Origin of the sequence: Pseudomonas sp. AM8, from assembly GCF_036346475.1 — a bacterium.
In the GTDB taxonomy this organism is placed as follows: Bacteria; Pseudomonadota; Gammaproteobacteria; order Pseudomonadales; family Pseudomonadaceae; genus Aquipseudomonas; species Aquipseudomonas marginalis.
Map to the genome: position 1 here is coordinate 333232 of NZ_JAOTNX010000001.1, position 18911 is coordinate 352142.

18 protein-coding genes are annotated in these 18911 nt (G+C 61.6%); 9 read left to right on the forward strand and 9 right to left on the reverse strand.

Annotated features, from left to right (window positions below; genetic code table 11):
• Nucleotides 1-5 precede the first annotated feature (5 nt).
• Nucleotides 6-1100: a PLP-dependent cysteine synthase family protein gene (locus V3W40_RS01610; RefSeq protein ID WP_074844280.1), complete on the reverse strand. Its 1095-nt coding sequence runs from the start codon at nt 1098-1100 to the stop codon at nt 6-8.
• 216 nt (nt 1101-1316) lie between these two features.
• Between V3W40_RS01610 and nhaA the strand changes: the two genes are divergently transcribed.
• On the forward strand, nt 1317-2492 hold the full coding sequence (nhaA, locus tag V3W40_RS01615) for a Na+/H+ antiporter NhaA (RefSeq protein WP_065926426.1): 1176 nt from the start codon (nt 1317-1319) through the stop codon (nt 2490-2492).
• A 76-nt stretch (nt 2493-2568) separates the two neighbouring features.
• On the opposite strand, the gene V3W40_RS01620 is transcribed toward nhaA, so the two are convergent.
• Nucleotides 2569-3033 (reverse strand): glycine zipper 2TM domain-containing protein, encoded by a 465-nt coding sequence (locus V3W40_RS01620; RefSeq protein ID WP_003189251.1) that lies wholly within the window; start codon nt 3031-3033, stop codon nt 2569-2571.
• 157 nt (nt 3034-3190) lie between these two features.
• Here V3W40_RS01620 and V3W40_RS01625 point away from each other — a divergent pair, with 157 nt between their 5' ends.
• Entirely contained in the window at nt 3191-3451 is a 261-nt protein-coding gene (locus tag V3W40_RS01625) for a hypothetical protein (RefSeq protein ID WP_330214313.1), read from the forward strand.
• Between the two features lie 36 nt (nt 3452-3487).
• On the opposite strand, the gene pdxH is transcribed toward V3W40_RS01625, so the two are convergent.
• The 5 genes from pdxH to dinG form a co-directional block, all read right to left on the reverse strand.
• Nucleotides 3488-4135: a pyridoxamine 5'-phosphate oxidase gene (gene pdxH, locus V3W40_RS01630; RefSeq protein WP_027604436.1), complete on the reverse strand. Its 648-nt coding sequence runs from the start codon at nt 4133-4135 to the stop codon at nt 3488-3490.
• Nucleotides 4136-4162: 27 nt separating this feature from the next.
• A complete protein-coding gene (locus tag V3W40_RS01635) occupies nt 4163-5326 on the reverse strand; it encodes an OmpA family protein (protein ID WP_092487702.1) in 1164 nt (387 codons plus the stop codon).
• A gap of 143 nt (nt 5327-5469) precedes the next feature.
• Nucleotides 5470-6615 carry a serine hydrolase domain-containing protein gene (locus V3W40_RS01640; protein ID WP_330214314.1) on the reverse strand — a complete coding sequence of 382 codons (1146 nt, stop codon included), beginning with the start codon at nt 6613-6615 and terminating at the stop codon, nt 5470-5472.
• A gap of 82 nt (nt 6616-6697) precedes the next feature.
• Entirely contained in the window at nt 6698-8995 is a 2298-nt protein-coding gene (locus V3W40_RS01645; RefSeq protein WP_330214315.1) for a beta-galactosidase, read from the reverse strand.
• Nucleotides 8996-9093: 98 nt separating this feature from the next.
• Nucleotides 9094-11238, reverse strand: coding sequence for an ATP-dependent DNA helicase DinG (dinG, locus tag V3W40_RS01650; protein ID WP_027604440.1), 2145 nt, complete (start codon nt 11236-11238; stop codon nt 9094-9096).
• A 99-nt stretch (nt 11239-11337) separates the two neighbouring features.
• Between dinG and V3W40_RS01655 the strand changes: the two genes are divergently transcribed.
• Nucleotides 11338-11802, forward strand: coding sequence for a CopD family protein (locus tag V3W40_RS01655; protein ID WP_065926431.1), 465 nt, complete (start codon nt 11338-11340; stop codon nt 11800-11802).
• Between the two features lie 52 nt (nt 11803-11854).
• Here the strand turns inward: V3W40_RS01655 and V3W40_RS01660 are convergent, their stop codons facing one another.
• A complete protein-coding gene (locus V3W40_RS01660) occupies nt 11855-12613 on the reverse strand; it encodes a collagen-like protein (protein ID WP_330214316.1) in 759 nt (252 codons plus the stop codon).
• 155 nt (nt 12614-12768) lie between these two features.
• On the reverse strand, nt 12769-13464 hold the full coding sequence (locus V3W40_RS01665; RefSeq protein ID WP_027604443.1) for an OmpA family protein: 696 nt from the start codon (nt 13462-13464) through the stop codon (nt 12769-12771).
• A 191-nt stretch (nt 13465-13655) separates the two neighbouring features.
• On the opposite strand from V3W40_RS01665, the gene V3W40_RS01670 reads away from it, so the two are divergent.
• The 6 genes from V3W40_RS01670 to V3W40_RS01695 all read left to right on the forward strand — a co-directional run bounded on the left by V3W40_RS01670 (nt 13656) and on the right by V3W40_RS01695 (nt 18727).
• A complete protein-coding gene (locus V3W40_RS01670) occupies nt 13656-14153 on the forward strand; it encodes a DUF6231 family protein (protein ID WP_065926433.1) in 498 nt (165 codons plus the stop codon).
• 4 nt (nt 14154-14157) lie between these two features.
• A complete protein-coding gene (locus V3W40_RS01675) occupies nt 14158-14628 on the forward strand; it encodes a YchJ family protein (RefSeq protein ID WP_065926434.1) in 471 nt (156 codons plus the stop codon).
• Nucleotides 14629-14647: 19 nt separating this feature from the next.
• Nucleotides 14648-15130 carry an LEA type 2 family protein gene (locus V3W40_RS01680; RefSeq protein ID WP_065926435.1) on the forward strand — a complete coding sequence of 161 codons (483 nt, stop codon included), beginning with the start codon at nt 14648-14650 and terminating at the stop codon, nt 15128-15130.
• Nucleotides 15127-15327, forward strand: a complete 201-nt coding sequence (locus tag V3W40_RS01685) for an SEC-C metal-binding domain-containing protein (protein ID WP_003189235.1) — start codon at nt 15127-15129, stop codon at nt 15325-15327. The genes V3W40_RS01680 and V3W40_RS01685 overlap by 4 nt, the downstream gene beginning before the upstream one ends.
• Nucleotides 15328-15498: 171 nt before the next feature.
• Entirely contained in the window at nt 15499-16143 is a 645-nt protein-coding gene (locus V3W40_RS01690; RefSeq protein WP_330214317.1) for a glutathione binding-like protein, read from the forward strand.
• 142 nt (nt 16144-16285) lie between these two features.
• The gene (locus V3W40_RS01695) at nt 16286-18727 is read left to right on the forward strand and encodes a penicillin acylase family protein (protein WP_330214318.1); all 2442 of its coding nucleotides are present in this window, start codon (nt 16286-16288) and stop codon (nt 18725-18727) included.
• Nucleotides 18728-18911 lie beyond the last annotated feature (184 nt).

The window sequence follows — 18911 nt, forward strand, 5'->3', positions numbered from 1 at the left end:
TCGGATCAGATATTTGCGCGCAGGATGCTGGCGGGTAATGGCTCGCCCTGCTCCACACTGGCCGCCACGGCCGCGATCAACCCCTCGAGCGCATAGCCCTGCCCCGCCAACCACGCCTGGTCGTAATAGGTCGTTGCATACCGCTCGCCCCCATCACACAAGATCGCCACGATCGAACCTGATTCCCCCATCGCTTTCATCTGCTGCGCCGCCATTAATGCGCCAATCAGGTTGGTCCCGCTGGAACCGCCGACTCGCCGCCCCAGGCGCTCAGCCAGGTAATGCATGGCCGCCAGCGACAGCGCATCCGGCACCTTGACCATCGCATCAATCACCTTGGGCAAAAACGACGCCTCGACCCGTGGCCGGCCAATGCCTTCGATCCGCGAACCACAGTCCAGGCGCAGGCTGGCGTCACCGCTCTGGTAGAAATCGAAAAACACCGAGCGCTCGGCATCGGCACACAACACGCGGGTACAGTGCTGGCGATAACGCACATAACGACCCAGGGTGGCGGTGGTGCCGCCGGTACCGGGGCTGGAAATCAACCAGCTCGGTTCCGGGTGACGCTCAAAGCGCATCTGCTGGAAGATCGACTCGGCGATGTTGTTGTTCGCCCGCCAGTCGGTGGCACGCTCGGCATAAGTGAACTGATCCATGAAATGACCGCCGCTTTCCTGGGCCAGGCGTTCGGACTCGGCGTAGATCTGCGTGGGATCCTGTACCAGATGGCTTTTGCCGCCGTAGAAGGCAATTTGCGCGATCTTTTCCTGGGACGTCGTGGCGGGCATCACCGCAATGAACGGCAGCCCGAGCAGCCGGGCAAAATACGCTTCGGAAATCGCCGTCGAGCCGCTGGATGCTTCAATCACCGGCGCGCCTGGCTTGAGCCAGCCATTGCACAGCGCATACAGGAACAGCGAACGGGCCAGCCGATGTTTCAGGCTGCCGGTGGGGTGGCTGGATTCATCCTTGAAGTACAACTCGATGCCCGGCAGGCCCGGCAGCGGTAACGGAATCAGATGCGTGTCAGCACTGCGTTGGAAGTCCGCTTCGATGATGCGAATGGCTTCGCGGGCCCAGGGACGGTGGTCGCTCATAAGGAAGAACTCTAAGGATTTCAGCACCGATCTTAGGATGTTTCCTACACTGCACACAGATACAGTGACGACTCAATTGGACACACAATTGCTAGGCTTTGGCGCTACGCCACCCTACACCATCTCTTATAACAAATAAGAATATAACTTTTGTTTTAACAACTAACGGTACGGGTTAGGGTACCCACCTATTGAACCTGGATTGGAGAGCATCCCTTGCCTCTGCGTAGCACTTTTACCCGTTTCTTCCAGCTGGAAGCCGCCAGCGGCCTGTTGTTGATCGCCGCTGCCGCCTTGGCGCTGATCATCAACAACTCTCCGTTGTCGCACCTGTATGGCGCGTTTCTCGACGTGCCGGTGGTGGCCCAGATTGGCGCGCTGCAAATCGCCAAGCCCGCACTGCTGTGGATCAACGATGGCCTGATGGCCCTGTTCTTCCTGCTGATCGGCCTGGAGGTCAAGCGCGAGCTGCTTGACGGCCACCTGTCCAAGCCTTCGCAAGTGGTGCTGCCAGGCGCAGCCGCCATCGGCGGCATGGTCGTGCCGGCGCTGATCTACTGGGCAATCAACAAGGACTACCCCGCCGCCCTCTCCGGCTGGGCAATCCCGATGGCCACCGACATCGCCTTCGCGTTGGGCGTCCTGGCACTGCTGGGCAAGCGGGTGCCGGTGTCGTTGAAGCTGTTCCTGATGACCCTGGCCATCATCGACGACCTGGGCGCGATCATTGTTATTGCAGTGTTCTATTCCGCCGACCTGTCCGGTGCGGCCCTGGCCGGCGCGGGCGCCTGCCTGGTTGCCTTGATTGCAATGAACCGCCTGGGCGTGATCAAGCTCGGGCCCTACCTGATCATCGGCCTGATCCTGTGGGTGTGCGTACTCAAGAGCGGCGTGCACGCCACCCTGGCCGGCGTGACCCTGGCGTTCTGCATCCCGATGCGCACCAGGAATGCCGAGCCCTCGCCGCTGCTTACACTGGAACACGCCCTGCATCCATGGGTGGCCTACGGCATCCTGCCGCTGTTCGCCTTCGCCAACGCCGGGGTGTCACTCACCGGGGTCAGCCTGGAAAGCTTCACCCACCACGTGCCGATGGGCATTGCCGCCGGCCTGCTGATCGGCAAGACCGTCGGCGTGTTCGGCCTCACCTGGCTGGCCATCAAGACCGGCCTCGCAGCACTGCCCAGCGGCGCCAACTGGGGCCAGGTCTTCGGCGTGGCGATCCTGTGCGGCATCGGCTTCACCATGAGCCTGTTCGTCGGCTCCCTGGCGTTTGTGCCGGGTGCCAGCGAGTTTGCCGGGGAGGATCGAATGGGGATTCTGACCGGATCGATACTTGCGGCGTGTATCGGGTACGTGGTGACGGCGATGGCGAGTCGCAAAAAAGCCTGAGCCGACTGAAACGCAGCCCATAAAAAACCCCAACCGGTCACCCGGTTGGGGTTTTCTTTTGCCTGCTGCTTACCGGTCAGCGAGTAACGCGGCTGGTGCCATCAACGGTCATGATGCGGACGCGATCACCGATGCGGAAGATTTCATTTTCCTGCACGGCTTGCACGTAGGCACGCATGCTGCCGTCGTCTTCGCGAACGGTGATTTCCACGCCCTGGGTGCGGGTCAGGCCTTCTTCGGTGGCCGAGCCCAGCAGGCCGCCAGCAACGGCGCCGATCACGGCAGTCACGATACTGCCACGGCCACCGCCGATGGCGCTGCCGCCCACACCACCGATGACCGCGCCGGCAGCGCCGCCGATTGGGGTCTTGGTGCCTTCGATTTTTACCGGACGCAGGGATTCAATGGTGCCCATGCGAACGGTCTGTACACGACGCGCTTCGTCACGGGAGTACGAGTCGCCGGTCAGACTCGAGGCGCAGCCACCCAGCAGCAACGACAGCGTGGTAAAGCAGGCAACCAGTAAAACGGACTTACGCATAGCATCAACTCCAAAGGACAGGTATTCATTAGACGCTGCAGCTTGACGCCTGTCACGACAAGCCCGGCAGGAAATTGCTTTCATTCAGCCTCAGTACAGACTGCCCGTAGCCAAAATACCGACCAACGGTAGCACTCTCATCGTAACCAGGAACTTCATGGACTATTTCATCATTGTAGTCACTACCGTCGCCGGCCTGTACTTCCATGGTTGGTTGTACCTGCGTATCCGACGCTGGATAGACCGCGACCTGGCACTGTCCCTCGCAGGCGACGACCTGCACAAGCGTGCCTATATGTTGCAACAACTGGAGCAGGCACGGGCGTCGAAGATCAAGCGAGGCGATTTGCCGCAGTGGCTGAAGAACGCCGCACAGCACTACACAGCCGAAGCCTCTTCAACAGAGACTTCGGTGTGATCGACATCATTCCAGTGGGGTGACGAAAGGTGCCGCTCAGGGCGCCAGGCGCTCGCGGGTCCATTCGGTCCCTTGCAGGCGGTAGTTCAGGCGGTCATGCAGGCGGCTGGCGCGGCCTTGCCAGAACTCGATGCGCTCCGGCAGCAGGCGATAGCCACCCCAATGCTCGGGGCAGTCGGGCTGGGTATCGCTGAAACGCTGTTCGGTGGCCTTGAGCAGGTCCTGCAGTTCTTCACGGTCACGAATGACCTGGCTCTGCGGGGAAGCCCAGGCGCCTAAACGACTGCCCAGGGGGCGGACCTGATAATAAGCGTCGGACTCCTCAGGGGTGACCTTGACCACCCTTCCTTCAATACGCACCTGGCGCTCCAGGGTCGGCCAGAAGAACGTCATGGCCGCAAACGGCCGCGCCGCAAGCTGTTCGCCCTTGGCGCTCTGATAGTTGGTGAAGAAGGTAAAGCCCTGCGCATCCAGGCCCTTGAGCAGCAGGATGCGGCAGTGCGGACGGCCGTCCTGGTCGACCGTAGCCAGGGTCATGGCATTGGCTTCCACCGGTGGCTGCTCGGTTTTCACCGCATCGGCAAACCACTGGTGGAATAACGCAAACGGTTCATTCGGGGCCTGGGCCTCGCTCAAACCGTCCCGTGTGTAGTCACGGCGCATATCGGCCAGTGCCTGGGTCATGCGGCTTTATCCTTGTGGTTCAGCGGATCAGTTTTTCGCCTGGTCATTCGCAGCCGGTGCGGCAGCCTTGGCTTTGGCCGGGGCCGGTTTCTTCGCAGCAGGCTTGGCCGGGGCTTTTTTAGCCGCGGGCTTGGCAGCAGCCTTTTTAGCCGCGGGTGCCTTTTTAGCCGGGGCCTTGGCGGCCGGGGCCGGGGCTGGAACGTTCTGCACCGCAACCATTTCGGCTACAGGCGGGGTCTTGCCCGATTGATACTTGCTCAACAGCGCCAGCATGGTCGTGCGCTGGGTGAACATGATTTCCATGCGGCGGTTCAGCGCGCGGCCCTGGGTGCTGTCGTTGGCGGCACGTGGCATCAGGTCACCCATGCCACGCAGCATCAGGCGGTCCTGTTTCAGGCCGCTGAGGCTGAAGATCGAGGCAATGGACTGCGCGCGTTCCTTGGTCAACGCCTGGCTGGCAGGCGCGGTACCGGTGGCATCCACGTGACCCAGCACCAGCACGGCGGTTTTTGGATCGGCTTCAACCGCCTTGGCGACGCGAGTGAACGGCCCCAGGGTAACCGGCAGCAGCATCGCCGGGCGTTTCGGGTTGTAAGAGCCGTCTACCGGAGCAATCACCACGAGTACGTTATCGCGACGTTCCAGTTGCAGGTTGCTGTCCTTGATGGCGGCGCGCAGGCGCGGCTCGTAGTCGTCCAACCAGGCCTGGGTGATTTTCGGGTCAGGCATTGGCACATTGGTCACGTCGACCTTGGCCAATGGCTTGGGTTTGCTTTCGAACGGCCACCACCAATGGGTTTCGCTGTCGGTCTTGGCGACGGCAGGCGCGGCATCTGGAGCCGGGGTCGCGGCCTTGAGGTCGGCTTTCAGGTCAGCCTTGGCATCAGCGGCCTTCTCGTCGGCGCTCTTGGAGGAGAACGGCCACCAGCTGGAACCGGTGTCAGCCTTGGCGGCCGGCGCTGGCGCGGAGGCGACAGGCGCAGCAGCAGCAGCTACAGGTGCGGCAGGCTTGGCGCCGGCAGCGGGCTTGGCATCCGGCTTGGCGTCGGTTTGGGTCACTGCGTCCTTGGTCGTGGCCTTATCCGATCCAAATGACCACCAATGCCCACCCTCGGCATCATTTTGTGGAGTTTGTGCGCAACCGGTAATAGTGAGGCAAAGCGCCAGTGCCAAGGACTTGTTCGATAACATGAGATATCCACAAAATGAGAAAAGAAACGGGGGTCTCGATGACCCGTTAAACAGACGCTTACAGAACATTAAAGTTACATCATTTCGTTCAGCGCCTTCTTATAGTTGCCTTTGTAACAAAAAAATGTGAAACGGCAAGGGGTTTACAGACAACCGGCCAATATTCCGACCAACTTCTGTGCCCGCGGGTCCATAAGTACATAAGGCCCCAATGTATTAGTCACGAAACCAAACGCTACATCATGCTCAGGATCGGCAAAACCCACCGAGCCGCCGGCGCCTGGATGCCCGAACGCACGGGCGCCAAGGCCAAATGTAGCATTGGGCAACTGTGGTTGATCCAACATGCAGCCCAGCCCGAAGCGGGTTTGTGTCAATAATGTTTTATCCGGCCCGATACTGTGTTCACGGGTCAATTCTTCGAGCATGTCGGCTTCCAACAAACTACCGTCCAACAAACCACTATAAAAACCCGCCAGACTACGCGCATTACCGTGACCATTTGCCGCCGGCTGCTGCATGCGTCGCCATTCAGGTTTATTAGTACTGGTGAGAATAGACGGCGGGTTGGCAAATGCCCGCGTCGTCATGGCGGTGGGCTCGCGCATCATTACTTGCAGTAAACGCTGCGCGGCTTCATCGCCCATATTGCCTTTGCTGCGCGCTATATGTGCAACACGATAAAACTCTTCGTCGGCCAGGCCCACGTGGAAGTCCAGCCCCAGCGGCCGTGCCACCCGCGCCACAATGGACTCACCCGGCCCACGCCCATCGGCGCGGCGCAGCAATTCGCCGACCAGCCAGCCGAAGGTGATCGCCTCGTAGCCATGGCCCTGGCCCGGCGTCCACCACGGGGCTTCGGCTGCCAGGGTGTCGACCATCAATTGCCAGTCGTACAAGGCTTCGGTGGGCAGCATCTCGCGGATTGCCGGCAACCCGGCCTGATGGCAGAGCAATTGGCGCAGCGTAATGTTTTCCTTGCCGGCAGCAGCGAACTCAGGCCAGTACCTGGCCACTGGCGCGTCCAATTGCAACTTGCCCTCGGCCACCAGTTGCAGGGCCGTGACAGCGGTGAAGGTCTTGGTGCAGGAAAACAGGTTGACGAGGGTGTCGCTGTGCCAGGCCTCGGTACCGTCCTTGTCGGCGGTACCGGCCCACAGGTCAACGACGGTTTCGCCGCCGACCTGGATGCAGAGCCCGGCGCCACGCTCCTGCGGGTCATCGAACAACGCGGCGAACGCTTCACGCACCGCTTCGAACTGGAGCTCGTAATGACCCTGAACCTGCACCTAAGCCCCCTAGGAAAACACCGTAAAAAGTGGCCGACATTGTTCCAGCCATTGTGGGATTTGTGAACCCGTCAACAATGAATCAATGACCATTTCCCGAATGCCCACCGGCGTGTCCGGCGCCCTGTCCCGGGCCTTTGCCCTCACGTCCAGGTTTGCTGCCTTCGCTTTCATGAACCGTGCTGGCGGCCTTGGCCTTTTCCGCTTCCTTGCCCAGTTGATCCACCGCCGCCAGGTTGCTTCTACGCACACTGTCGACGAACCCCTGGAACGGTACGTCAGTGATGCCCACCAGGCCAAAGTGGCCGTTTTCACCGTCCAGCAAACGGCCGGTCACCGGCTGGTCCAGGTACTGGAACCAGTGCACGCCGACAATGGAAGGCTCGGCCATGGCTTGCTTGAGGAAGTTGGCATATGCCACGCCACGCTCTTCTTCCCTAGGCAACTGGGTCACGCCGCCCCAGAACGGGCCACGGTCCGCAGAGCCGAAGTTGAATTCAGTGATCAACACCGGTTTGTCCAGGGCGCGCAGCGCGGCAAAGTCATAGCCGTCCTGGGGTTTGAGCGTGTACATGTTGAAGCTCAGCACATCGCAATACTGCGCGCACGACGCCACGGCTTCAGGCGTACTCACCGCATAACGCCCGCCCAGCAGCAGTTGGTTGGGTGCGTGCCATTTCAGCGAGTCGGAGATGGTCTTGAAGTAGGCATCGGCGAAGGTCTTCTGGAAGTATTTGAAGTCAGCTTCGATTTCCGGGTGTTCAGGGTTGGGCACCGGCGGCTCGAAGCCCGGATCTTCCATCAGCTCCCACCCCGCCAACTCGATGCCCCAGGCTTTCGACAGGCCTTGTTCGTTGCGGTACTTGTCACGCAATTGCTTGAGAAACGCGCGCTTGGCCGGTACGTCGGTGGTCATGCGCAAGGTGCCGTAGGCCAGGGCGTAGCGGGATTTCGGATCATCGCCGGGGCCGGCCCAGGCCAGTTCGTTATCGGCAAAGAAGCCGATCAGCCAAGGGTCGTCGCGGTGGTCGCGGGCGGCAATAGCCACCGCGCGCTCGGTCGCCATGGCGAAACGCGGATCGAACGGATCGGGCATGCCACCCCACCAGTCGGTACCGGTGCTGATGCTGGCGTAATCGCCGACAATCGACAACGGCAAGGTGTACGGCACACGATCGGCAGTGGCCAACGCGTCGTCGCTCCAGTTGCCCACGGTATTGAAACCCCAGGCTTGCAGGCGATCGAGGGTATGGGTCACCCAGCGTTTCTGGTCAAACCCTTCGCCGCCATAAGTGCGCTGCAGGTTGGCGCCGTAGAAATCGTACCAACGCCCGGCAGCAAAGCCACGACCTTCGCCCGCACCATTGCCGGTGCGGTTATCGCCGCTGCCGTAGTACTTGTCGAAGGGTTCGCCGGCCTTTGGCAGCGCCGCGAACATCCACTCACGACCGGCCACGTAGGTCTGGCTGTTGTCCGGGGCCACGGTATTGACACCCAGGGAATAGAACGGATGGCCTTCCGGGGTCACGAGGTACCAGCGACCGTCGCGCTTTTCGGTACGGAAAAAGCCACTGGCCTTGAACGCCGGCCCTTTGTTCCAGCCGCCGAATTTGTCCAATGCGGATTTATCACGCGCGGCCAGCCAGCCCTGCAGTTGGGTTTGTTCCTTTGCCGCGGCCGCCTTGAGCTGTTCGTCGCTGCTGACCTTTTCCGGCCAGCGCGCGCGGGTGGACTGGCCATAAGCATCCACCAGTTCGCTGTAGGCCGCCTTTAGCACCGGCTCGCTGTCCTGCACACCAAAGCGTTCCAGCAGGATGCTTTGCGCGGCGTTGGGCTTGATCATCGACAGGGTCACCGAGACCACCTGGCTACGGTCGATCTCGCCGGCGCTGCTGGCCAGCAACACACGCTGGCCATCCACGGTGATCGGCATCGGCGGGCCGGCCTTCATGCCCTGGCTCAACGGCGAGTTGGCTTGCAGCGGGATCAGCAAAGTCTGGGCGGGGCCGGCCGGCAGGTCGATGCGGCTGACCAGGGTCTTGCCATCGCTGCTCTGCACCTTGACGTAGAGGGTCAGCGCCCAGTCCATGGCACTCTGGATACGCAGGCTCATGGCGCCGGACTGCGACCAGTCCCAGGCACCGGCCTGTGGGCTGAGCACCAGGCTCGGCTCGGCGGCCGGGTTGAAGGTGATGCGACGCAACACCTCGCCTTCGGGGGTTTGTTCGGCGTTGTATTGCGGCAGGCTGGCGTCCTGGGTCGCCACCTTGACCACATCGGCAGGCCGGACGAAGTTGAACAATGTCTGTTGCCCCGCGGGCGCGGCCATCAAGGGCGCAGTGAACAGCAGGGCAAAAAGGGCGGGCAGCGTGCGAATCATACGAACAAGGTTCTCCCAAACGGCCGGTAAATAGCCTGATGACATAAATCGATAGCAGTGAGATAGACCACGAAGTGGGCGAATTCGCCCACGAGGGCTTAAGAAATTTCGCGCCGGAACGGCGGCAACGCATTCAGGATCGCCTTGCCGTAGCGCTGGGTCACCAGGCGGCGGTCGAGCAAGGTGATGGTGCCCCGGTCTTCCTCGGTACGCAGCAAGCGACCGCAGGCCTGCACCAGCTTCAAGGAAGCATCCGGCACCGAAATCTCCATGAACGGGTTACCGCCCCGCGCTTCGATCCATTCGGCCAACGCGGCCTCGACCGGATCATCCGGCACCGAGAACGGGATCTTGGCGATCACCACGTGTTCGCAGTAGGCACCGGGCAAGTCCACGCCTTCGGCGAAACTCGCCAGGCCGAACAGCACGCTGGAATCCCCGCCATCGACCCGCGCCTTGTGCTTGTTCAGGGTTTCCTGCTTGGACAGGTTGCCCTGGATAAACACCTGCTTGCGCCAGTCGCGGTCGAGGCCGTCGAACACGTCCTGCATCTGTTTGCGCGACGAGAACAACACCAGGGTGCCGCGCGAACCTTCCACCAGGGAGGGCAGGTCGCGAATGATCGCCGCGGTGTGCGCCGGTGCATCCCGTGGGTCGGCCTTGAGATCGGGCACCCGCAGTACACCGGCGTCGGCATGGTGGAACGGGCTTGGCACCACCGCCGTGACGGCCTTTTTCGGCAGCCCCGCGCGCATGCGGAAGCGGTCGAAGGTGCCCAGGGCGGTCAGCGTGGCGGAGGTCACCAGGCAGCCATACGCCACGTTCCACAGGTTGCGGCGTAACATCTCGGCGGCAAGGATCGGGCTGGCGTTGACCTCGATATCAAACAACGCACCGCTTTCCGACAGGGTCAGCCAGCGGGCCATGGGCGGGTTGTCTTCCGGGTCTTCGACGGTAAAGGCCGTCCACAGCTCCCAGTTGCCCTGGGAACGGGACAACAGGCTGCCGAACAGCGGGTACCACTCTTCGGCCTGGTTGCTGGCGATGCCGATATTGACCTCACCGTCCATGCCTTCCTTGAGCAAGTCAGTCAGGCGGGTAAACAGGTCGGTAAGACGGGAAAAGCCTTTCTTCAGCTCGATGCCCATTTCGCGCATATGCTCGGGGATCATCCCACCGACAAAACGGTGGCGCGGGCGCTCACGGCCTTCCACATCTTCGCCGGGCTTGAAGTCGGCCACCTGTTCGCAGGCGCTGAACATGAACTGTTGCTGGGTCTTGATCTCCCGCGCCAGCTCCGGCACCTGTTCGATCAGCTTGCCCAAATCGCCGGGCAGCGGGTGCTGGGCGAGCAATTTGGTGAGATTCTTCGCGGTGGTTTCCAGCCAATCGGCGGTGGAGCGCAGGCGCGTGTAGTGGGCGAAGTGGCCGATAGCCTTGTCGGGCAGGTGATGGCCTTCGTCGAACACGTAAAGGGTGTCACGCGGGTCCGGCAACACGGCACCGCCGCCCAGGGCCAGGTCGGCCAGGACCATATCATGGTTGGTAACGATCACGTCGACCTTGCCCATGCCTTCGCGGGCCTTGTAGAAGGCGCACTGGCCAAAGTTGGGGCAATGGCGGTTGGTGCACTGGCTGTGGTCGGTGGTCAGGCGTGCCCAGTCGGCATCTTCGAGGGCGGTGGGCCAGCTGTCGCGGTCGCCGTCCCATTTATTGCCGGCCAGTTTCTCGATCATGCTGGTAAACAGCTTCTGGCTGACCTCATCCACTTCGATCTTGAAGCCTTCTTCCTCGAACAGCGACGCCGTGGCGGTTTGCGCGTGGCCTTCCTGCAGCAGCACGTCGAGCTTGGACAGGCACATGTAGCGGCCACGGCCCTTGGCCAGGGCGAAGGTGAAGTTCAGGCCGCTGTTGCGCATCAGGTCGGGCAGGTCTTTGTAGACGATCTGCTCCTGCAGGGCGACAGTGGCAGTGGCGATCACCAGGCGCTTGCCGGCGGCCTTCGCGGTCGGGATCGCAGCCAGGCTATAGGCCACGGTCTTGCCGGTACCGGTGCCGGCTTCGACGGCCACGACGGCGGGCTCACCTTCGCGGCGGCCTTCGTCATCGGTGTCGATATCCCCGAGGACCTTGGCCACTTCGGCGATCATCAGGCGTTGGCCGTAGCGCGGTTTCAAGCTCTTGGCTTCGAGAAAACGCGTGTAGGCGCCCTGGATCGTGGTTTTGAGTTCAGTGCTGATCATGGATAGTCGGGCGCAAAAAACGCTGGATAAATTTTCAGTGGTTCGGATCGGCAGCTATCATACCCCGCTAATTAATCCCGCGCAGAACGGAGTACCACAATGACCGCGTTTAGCCTCGTTTACACCCTGCATGTATTGGCCGCCCTGATCTGGGTCGGCGGCATGTTTTTCGCCTGGATGATCCTGCGCCCCGCCGCTATGGCGGCCCTTGAGGGCCCTGCCCGACTCAAGCTGTGGGCCAATGTGTTTCAACGTTTTTTCGTGTGGGTATGGGTGGCAGTGCTGGTTTTGCCGATCAGCGGCGTCGGCCTGCTGCACCTACGGTTCAGCGGGTTTGAAAGCGCACCGCGCTATGTGCAGGTGATGATGGGTTTGTATCTGGTGATGACGGCGTTGTTTATCCGCATCCAGGCGCTGAAGTTTCCGCAGCTGAAGGCGGCGGTGACGGCTGAGGATTGGCCGGCGGGTGCGGCTGCACTGGGGCAGATTCGCAAGCTGGTGGGGATCAACCTGATCGTGGGGTTGGTGGTGGTGGCGATTGCATCGGCTCGGCCGATGTTTTGAGTACAGCCACAAGCTGCAAGCTTGAAGCTTGAAGCTTGCAGCTCTTTAGAACTTAGAGCCGCTGAATAGTCACGGTACCCGCAGGCCCAGCTGGCCCCGGCAGCCCTTCCAACCCTGGGCGGCCCTTCTCGCCACCATCGGCGCGGTACACCAGGCAGCCTTTGGACTCCCCGCCTTTGCCCGGCTTGCCGGCCGTACCGGCCAAACCGCCAGCACCGCCATCCACCCAGACCTTGATGTGTTCCGCCGGGAAGTCCTTCGGCAATTCCACGCGAACCTGTGCACCCGCCCCACCCGGCAGGCCATCGCCGCCGTTATCGCCATTGAAACCGCGCCCCGCCGAGCCCCAGGTACACCCAGGATCCACGCCATTGGCGCCATCCAGCCCGGCATACCCTTGGGCACCGGCGCCGCCACGGGCATCCACCGAGAGTTCTTCAGCCGTCAGCGCGTTGATGCGCAAGGTCAGGTCACGCCCGGCCTTGGCCGGTTTTTCATGGGTACCGGGGGCACCGCGCGAGGTGATCTGGCTGCCATGCTCAAGGTGCGCATGCCGCACCTGCAATTGCAGCGCGGTATTGCCAGGAACAATCGCGATGCGTGCGTCGCGGCCCAGGTGCAGTTCATCCACCGTGACCTGGCTGATGGTGGCCGGAATCAGCAACGTGCCGTAGTCCGCCACGTCCAGGCGCTCCAGTTGCAACACACTGGTGCTGGAGGGAAGGCGCATCAATGAGTTCGTTTCGACACTGACGCTCTGGGCCAGGGCAACGGGGCTGACCAACAGGGCCAACAGAAAAACCTTACGCATCATGGGGCTCCTGAGTGTTTTCAAATTTTTCTTTGGACGCACAGTAACGACTTCTACAGGCGATTTGCCAGTGAAGGTTCAAAAAACTTGAGAGGGAGCGGTTCAAGCGAGGGTGGCCGGCAATGCCCCTGTGGATCCCACAGGGGCAAGGGCTGTCAGCGGTTGATCTGGATTTCCGTACGGCGGTTCAGGGCGCGGCCTTCAGCGGTCTTGTTGTCGGCGACCGGATGGCTTTCGCCCGCCCCGGTGACAGACACAAAGGCACTGCGGGGCACCCCGGCGCCGATCAGGTAATCGGTGACCGAATGGGCACGTTTTTCCGAGAGTTTCTGGTTGTAGGCGTCTTTACCGACGCTGTCGGTGTGACCACTGACCCGTAGCTGGGCGCTCGGGGCTTCCTGTTTCAGGCGCGTGGCAATGGTGTCGAGTTTGGTTTTATCCGCTGCCGTCAACTTGGCCGAGTCGAACTGGAAGTGCACATCGCGGATCACGATGGTTTCTTCCTTGACCACGACCACCTCCTCGACCACCGCCGCTGGCGGCGCCGGAGGGCAACCATTGGCGTCGACCTGCACACCTTTCGGGGTGCCCGGGCACTTGTCGCGGCTGTCCGGCACGCCATCGCCATCTTCGTCGCCATCGCCGTGCACCCAGCAATAGGCGCCGGCCATACCGCCGACCAGCAACGCGCCATAGCCTGCGTAGGCCGAGCTTTCAGTCGCACCGATCGCCGCACCGGTCACACCGCCAACAGCGGCACAGGTAGGCCAATCGGTTTTTTGCAAGCCTGCGCAACCTGTCAATACTCCGGTTAGCAGAACCAAGGGTAGAGCTGTCCGCATGATGCTCATCTGACTTTCTCCTGAGGGGATCGGCGGGGGCCGATGGGTGGAGTAAAGACCGCTCTTTTCAACTGCGCCACTACGCCAAGCCCCCGTATTCATTGGGGATCGCCGCCCACGTAGGACTTTTCGCAGCCACCCGCTCTAGGCCCGCACGCTCAGCCGCGCTAGTCTCTATGGTCCTGATGTGAGGATCTCTGATGACCGCTGGTATTTCTGCCCGTACTCCCCAGCAAGCGCTGGCCGCCTTGCTCGATCTGCACCAGCCCAAACGCCTGTTGCTGTTGGGTGCCAGCCAGTTCCCGGCGCTGGACGCCTTTAAGGACGCGCACCCTGACACCCAGGTGTTCTGCGCCGCGCCAGGGCCATTGCCGCAAGCGCTGGCGGCCCAGCGTTTTGACCTGGCGCTGGTGGTCGATTGCCTCGAGTACCTGCCAAAACCCCAAGGCCTGACCTTGCTCGGCGGCATCCGCAACCTCAACGCCAGCCGCATTGCGGTGCTGGTGGACCTGGGCGCCTGCGGCTGGAAGGAAACCGACTTTTTCTCCCTGGCCCTCCAGGCCGGCGAGCGTTTCCAGCGCGACGAGCAGGTGCTGACGCTGTTTACCTACGATCTGCTTGACTATAAACAGGTGCCGGACTGGCTCAACGCCCGTTTCTGGGCCAACCCGGAAAACTTCGGAAAGTATTGGTGGTAACCCGATGAGTACATCCATTTGCCCCTGCGGCAGTGGCAACCTGCTGGATGCCTGCTGCGGTCATTATCACGCCGGGCACCCGGCCCCCTGCGCCAGCGCCCTGATGCGTTCACGCTACAGCGCCTATGTGCTGGGCCTGGTGGATTATCTGGTCGCAACCACGTTGCCCGCGCAACAGGCCGGCCTGGACCGTGAGGCCATCGCCGCCTGGAGCGCCCAGAGCACCTGGCTCGGCCTGGAAGTTGAAAGTTCCGAGGTGTTCGGCGGCCAGCCGGAACACGCCTTCGTGACCTTCACCGCACGCTGGCATGACAGCACTGGCGAACATAGCCACCGCGAGCAGTCTTCTTTCGTACAGAATGAAGGGCGCTGGTACTTCATCGACCCCACGGTGGAAGTGAAAACCGGACGCAACGATGCGTGCCTTTGCGGCAGTGGGCAAAAATTCAAGAAGTGTTGTTCCAGCTATCTCTAACCACCACAGGACTCACGCCATGCTTCGGATCTGCAGCTTGATGCTGGCGTTAACCTTCGGCATGACCGGTTGCGCCTCCTGGTTCGAAGACGATTCGCCCCCGCCGCACGTTTCCCTGGTGAAAGTCGAAGTGGTGCGGGCCAAGCTGCTGGAGCAGAAATTCAAGCTGTACTTTCGCGTGGATAACCGCGACGACTCGGACCTGACCGTGCGTGGGCTGATCTACAAGGTCACCCTGGATGATTTTGTGCTCACCGAAGGCGAGTCCAATGAATGGCTGACGGTACCGCCCAAGGGCCATGCATTTTTCAAGGTGTCGGTGCGCACCAACCTCTGGCCGCAGATCCGCGATGTGGTGCAGATGCTGAAAAAACCCGACCAGCCTGTGCCGTATCGTCTGGAGGGTGAACTGAAAACCGGATTATTCATCGGTTATGACGTGCAGGTGAACCACAATGGCGAGATAATCCCCGGCGATTTTATTCCGGAGCGACATCGATGACTCAGCAACCCCATGTCCATGGTCCTGACTGCAACCACGATCACGATCACCATGATCACGACCACGGCCATGTCCACGGCCCGAACTGCGGCCACGCTCACCAGGAGCCGGTGCGCAATGCATTGAAGGACGTTGGTCGCAACGATCCTTGCCCGTGCGGCAGTGAGAAAAAATTCAAGAAGTGCCACGGGGCGTAAATCGCTCTGAAGGCCCCTGTGTGAGGGAGTTCGCTCCCTTCCACAGCTGCATCGCATTCCAAATCGAAAGCGTCTAAGGGTAGGCGCAAATGTTTGATTGAATTTTCCCCCTCCCACCTTTACCTATACCTACAGGCATTCGCTCAAGCATCACCACTTTTGGAGAGCTTCATGATCGACCTGTATTACTGGACCACCCCCAACGGTCACAAAGTATCGCTGTTCCTGGAAGAAGCCGGCCTGCCCTACAAAGTGCACCCGATCAACATTGGCCAGGGCGACCAGTTCAAGCCAGACTTCCTGAAGATTGCCCCCAACAACCGCATCCCGGCCATCGTCGATCAGAACCCGAGCGACGGCGGCGCGCCGATTTCGCTGTTTGAATCCGGCGCGATCCTACTGTACCTCGCGGAGAAAACCGGCCAGTTCATTCCAAAAGACCTACGCGGTCGCCAGGAAGCGCTGCAATGGTTGTTCTGGCAAATGGGCGGGCTCGGGCCGATGGCGGGCCAGAACCATCATTTCAGCCAGTTTGCCCCGGAGAAAATCCCCTACGCGATCAAGCGCTACGTAGATGAAACCGCACGCCTATACAGTGTGCTGGACCGCCGTTTGGCGGACCGTGCGTTCGTGGCGGGTGAGGACTACAGCATTGCCGATATGGCGATCTATCCGTGGATCGTTTCCCACAAGTGGCAGAGCCAGAGCCTGGAGGATTTCCCACACGTTCAGCGCTGGTTCAATAGCATCAAGGAACGGCCAGCGACGGTTCGGGCGTATGAATTAGTCCAAAAGGTCAATCCGCCTAAATCCTGACCTGAAGTCGTACGCGGTCAACAGGTGGGAGGGGCGATGCGACTCAAGATCTAACGGTTTACCCAAACTCCTGCTTGCGTCGTTTCACCGCGCTCACTAACGTAGCGCCTTTACTGACGCTACCCCCCGCAGGAGCTTTGCCATGGCCTCGCCAGCCCTCTCACATTTTCTTCCCCGGTTCGGCGTTGCCGCGGCAGTGGCCAGTGCATTAAGCCTGGCCGGTTGCCAGCTCCAGAGCACCCAGGACACCCTGCCGCCAGTGGCCGGCGTGCAGCCGATCAAGGGCCTCGCACAGAATATTTCGATACGCCGCAACGCCCAAGGCATGCCGCTGATCGAAAGCAATACCTTCCACGACGCACTGTTCAGCCTGGGTTATGTGCACGCCAGTGACCGCATCACCCAGATGGTCACCCTGCGCCTGCTGGCCCAGGGCCGCCTGGCTGAAATGTCCGGCCCTGAGGTGCTGGATGTGGACCGCTTCATGCGCGCGGTCAACCTGAAGAAAAGCGCCGGCGAGCTGTATAACGCCTCGTCGCCGCGCCTCAAGCGCTTCTTCGAAGTGTATGCCCGTGGCGTCAACGCCTACCTGTTCCGCTACCGCGACAAGCTGCCGCCGGATCTGGCCCAGACCGGCTACAAGCCTGAGTACTGGAAGCCGGAGGATTCGGCGCTGCTGTTCTGCCTGCTGAATTTCAGCGAGTCGGCCAACCTGCAGGAAGAGCTGGCGTCGTTGCTGCTGGCGCAAAAGGTCGGCGTGGACAAACTCGCCTGGCTGACACCGAGTGCGCCGGATGAGCCGATCCCCCTGGCCGAAGCCGAGAAACTCAAGGGCGTGAACCTCAGCCAGATCACCGGCCTGGCCGGGCTGGACACGGTCAGCCAGCAATTGAGCAGCCTCAACTCGCTGGCGGTTACCACGTCGAGCAACTGGGCCATCGGCCCGCAACGCAGTCGCAGCGGCAAGAGCCTGCTGGCAGGCGACCTCGCCGCCCAGCCGCAAGCACCGTCGCCGTGGAACTACGTGCAGATTCGCGCACCGAAATACCAGGCCGTCGGCGCCTCGATTGCCGGCCTGCCGACCCTGTTGTCCGGTTTCAACGGCAACGTGGCGTGGAGCATGAGCACGGTCAAGGGCGATACCCAGGACCTGTTCCTGGAGAAGGTCAAACGCCAGGGCAGCGCGCTGTACTACGAGAACAACGGAAAATGGCTGCCGGCAGCGGTGCGTAATGAAACCTTCTTCGTCAAGGGTCAACGCTCGATTCGCGAAGTGGTGTACGAAACCCGCCACGGCGCCCTGCTCAACAGCAGCCAGGCCCTGACCAGCGGTTTTGGCCTGGCCCTGCAAACCGCCGACTTCAAGGATGACAAGAGCCTCGACGCGTTCTTCGACCTGTCCCGCGCGCAAAACGCCGGCAAGGCCTCGGACGCAACCCGGAACATTCGCGCCATTGCCTTGAACATGGTCTTCGCCGACGCCGGCAGCATTGGCTGGCAGGTCACCGGCCGCTTCCCCAACCGCCGCGAAGGCGAAGGCCTGCTGCCCTCGCCCGGCTGGGATACGCGCTTTGACTGGGACGGTTACGCCGACGCGATGCTGCACCCCTATGACCAGGACCCGGCCCAAGGCTGGATCGGCACCGCCAACCAACGCACCGCGCCGCGCGGCTACGGCATGCAGTTGTCCAATTCCTGGGATGCGCCGGAGCGCAGCGAGCGCCTGGCGCAACTGGCCAATGCGGGCAAGCACGACAGCCGCAGCATGATCGCCATGCAATACGACCAGACCACCACCTTTGCCGCCAAGCTCAAGACCATGTTCCAGGCGCCGGGTATGGCCCAGCCATTGAAGCAGGCGATTGATGCGTTGCCGGCGGCCGACCAGGCCAAGGCACGGGAAGCACTGACGCGCCTGATGGCCTTCGACGGCCGCCTGGTGTCGACGTCCGCCGACGCGGCGCTCTACGAACTGTTTCTGCAGGAAAGCACCCGGCAGATATTCCTCGACGAACTGGGGCCGGAAAACAGCGCCAGTTGGAAAGCCTTTGTCAGCAACGCCAACCTGTCCTATGCCGCCCAGGCCGACCACCTGCTGGGCCGCGAAGACAGCCCGTTCTGGGACGACGTGCGCACCGCGCAGAAAGAAGACAAACCCGCCATCCTCGCCCGCAGCCTGGCCGCCGCGATCAGCGCTGGCGAGAGCCAACTGGGTGCTGACCACAAGACCTGGCAGTGGGGCAAGCTGCACAGCACCACCTGGAAAAACACCAGTGGCCAAGTAATTCGCGGCCCACTGGCGTCCGGTGGCGACCACAACACCTTGAACCCGGCACCGTACAGCTGGGGCCAGGACTTCAACACCACCCAGGTGCCGGCGCTGCGCATGATCGTCGACTTCGGCCAGGTGGAGCCGATGATGGGCCAGGGTGGCATCGGCCAATCCGGCAACCCGGCAAGCCCGAACTACGCCAACGGCATCGACCCGTCGCTCAAGGCGCAATACCTGAGCTTCCCGATGCAGCCGCAGAACTTCGAGAAGGTATATGGGAAGGCCAGGTTGACCCTGACCCCAGGCAAGTGACCTGACTTCCACCTGCTGAAACCGGATCCAAATGTGGGAGGGGGCTTGGTCAGTTAAGCGTGCATCGCCTCCTGTAGGAGCGAGCTTGCTCGCGAAAAACGTCAACGATAACGCGTGCTTCCTGAATGAACGCGGCGCCTGTGAGTTTTTCGCGAGCAAGCTCGCTCCTACAAAAAGCCATAAC

Bases quoted from the DNA above. Each gene is read 5' to 3' on its own strand.
- pdxH (WP_027604436.1), bottom strand. From the start codon at position 4,135: ATGACCCAGGCACTGGCCGATATGCGCCGTGACTACACACGGGACGGT.
- V3W40_RS01625 (WP_330214313.1), top strand. From the start codon at position 3,191: ATGGACTATTTCATCATTGTAGTCACTACCGTCGCCGGCCTGTACTTC.
- V3W40_RS01635 (WP_092487702.1), bottom strand. From the start codon at position 5,326: ATGTTATCGAACAAGTCCTTGGCACTGGCGCTTTGCCTCACTATTACC.
- V3W40_RS01685 (WP_003189235.1), top strand. From the start codon at position 15,127: ATGACTCAGCAACCCCATGTCCATGGTCCTGACTGCAACCACGATCAC.
- V3W40_RS01690 (WP_330214317.1), top strand. From the start codon at position 15,499: ATGATCGACCTGTATTACTGGACCACCCCCAACGGTCACAAAGTATCG.
- V3W40_RS01670 (WP_065926433.1), top strand. From the start codon at position 13,656: ATGACCGCTGGTATTTCTGCCCGTACTCCCCAGCAAGCGCTGGCCGCC.
- V3W40_RS01655 (WP_065926431.1), top strand. From the start codon at position 11,338: ATGACCGCGTTTAGCCTCGTTTACACCCTGCATGTATTGGCCGCCCTG.
- dinG (WP_027604440.1), bottom strand. From the start codon at position 11,238: ATGATCAGCACTGAACTCAAAACCACGATCCAGGGCGCCTACACGCGT.
- V3W40_RS01645 (WP_330214315.1), bottom strand. From the start codon at position 8,995: ATGATTCGCACGCTGCCCGCCCTTTTTGCCCTGCTGTTCACTGCGCCC.
- V3W40_RS01660 (WP_330214316.1), bottom strand. From the start codon at position 12,613: ATGCGTAAGGTTTTTCTGTTGGCCCTGTTGGTCAGCCCCGTTGCCCTG.
- V3W40_RS01665 (WP_027604443.1), bottom strand. From the start codon at position 13,464: ATGAGCATCATGCGGACAGCTCTACCCTTGGTTCTGCTAACCGGAGTA.
- V3W40_RS01610 (WP_074844280.1), bottom strand. From the start codon at position 1,100: ATGAGCGACCACCGTCCCTGGGCCCGCGAAGCCATTCGCATCATCGAA.
- V3W40_RS01675 (WP_065926434.1), top strand. From the start codon at position 14,158: ATGAGTACATCCATTTGCCCCTGCGGCAGTGGCAACCTGCTGGATGCC.
- V3W40_RS01680 (WP_065926435.1), top strand. From the start codon at position 14,648: ATGCTTCGGATCTGCAGCTTGATGCTGGCGTTAACCTTCGGCATGACC.
- V3W40_RS01620 (WP_003189251.1), bottom strand. From the start codon at position 3,033: ATGCGTAAGTCCGTTTTACTGGTTGCCTGCTTTACCACGCTGTCGTTG.
- V3W40_RS01695 (WP_330214318.1), top strand. From the start codon at position 16,286: ATGGCCTCGCCAGCCCTCTCACATTTTCTTCCCCGGTTCGGCGTTGCC.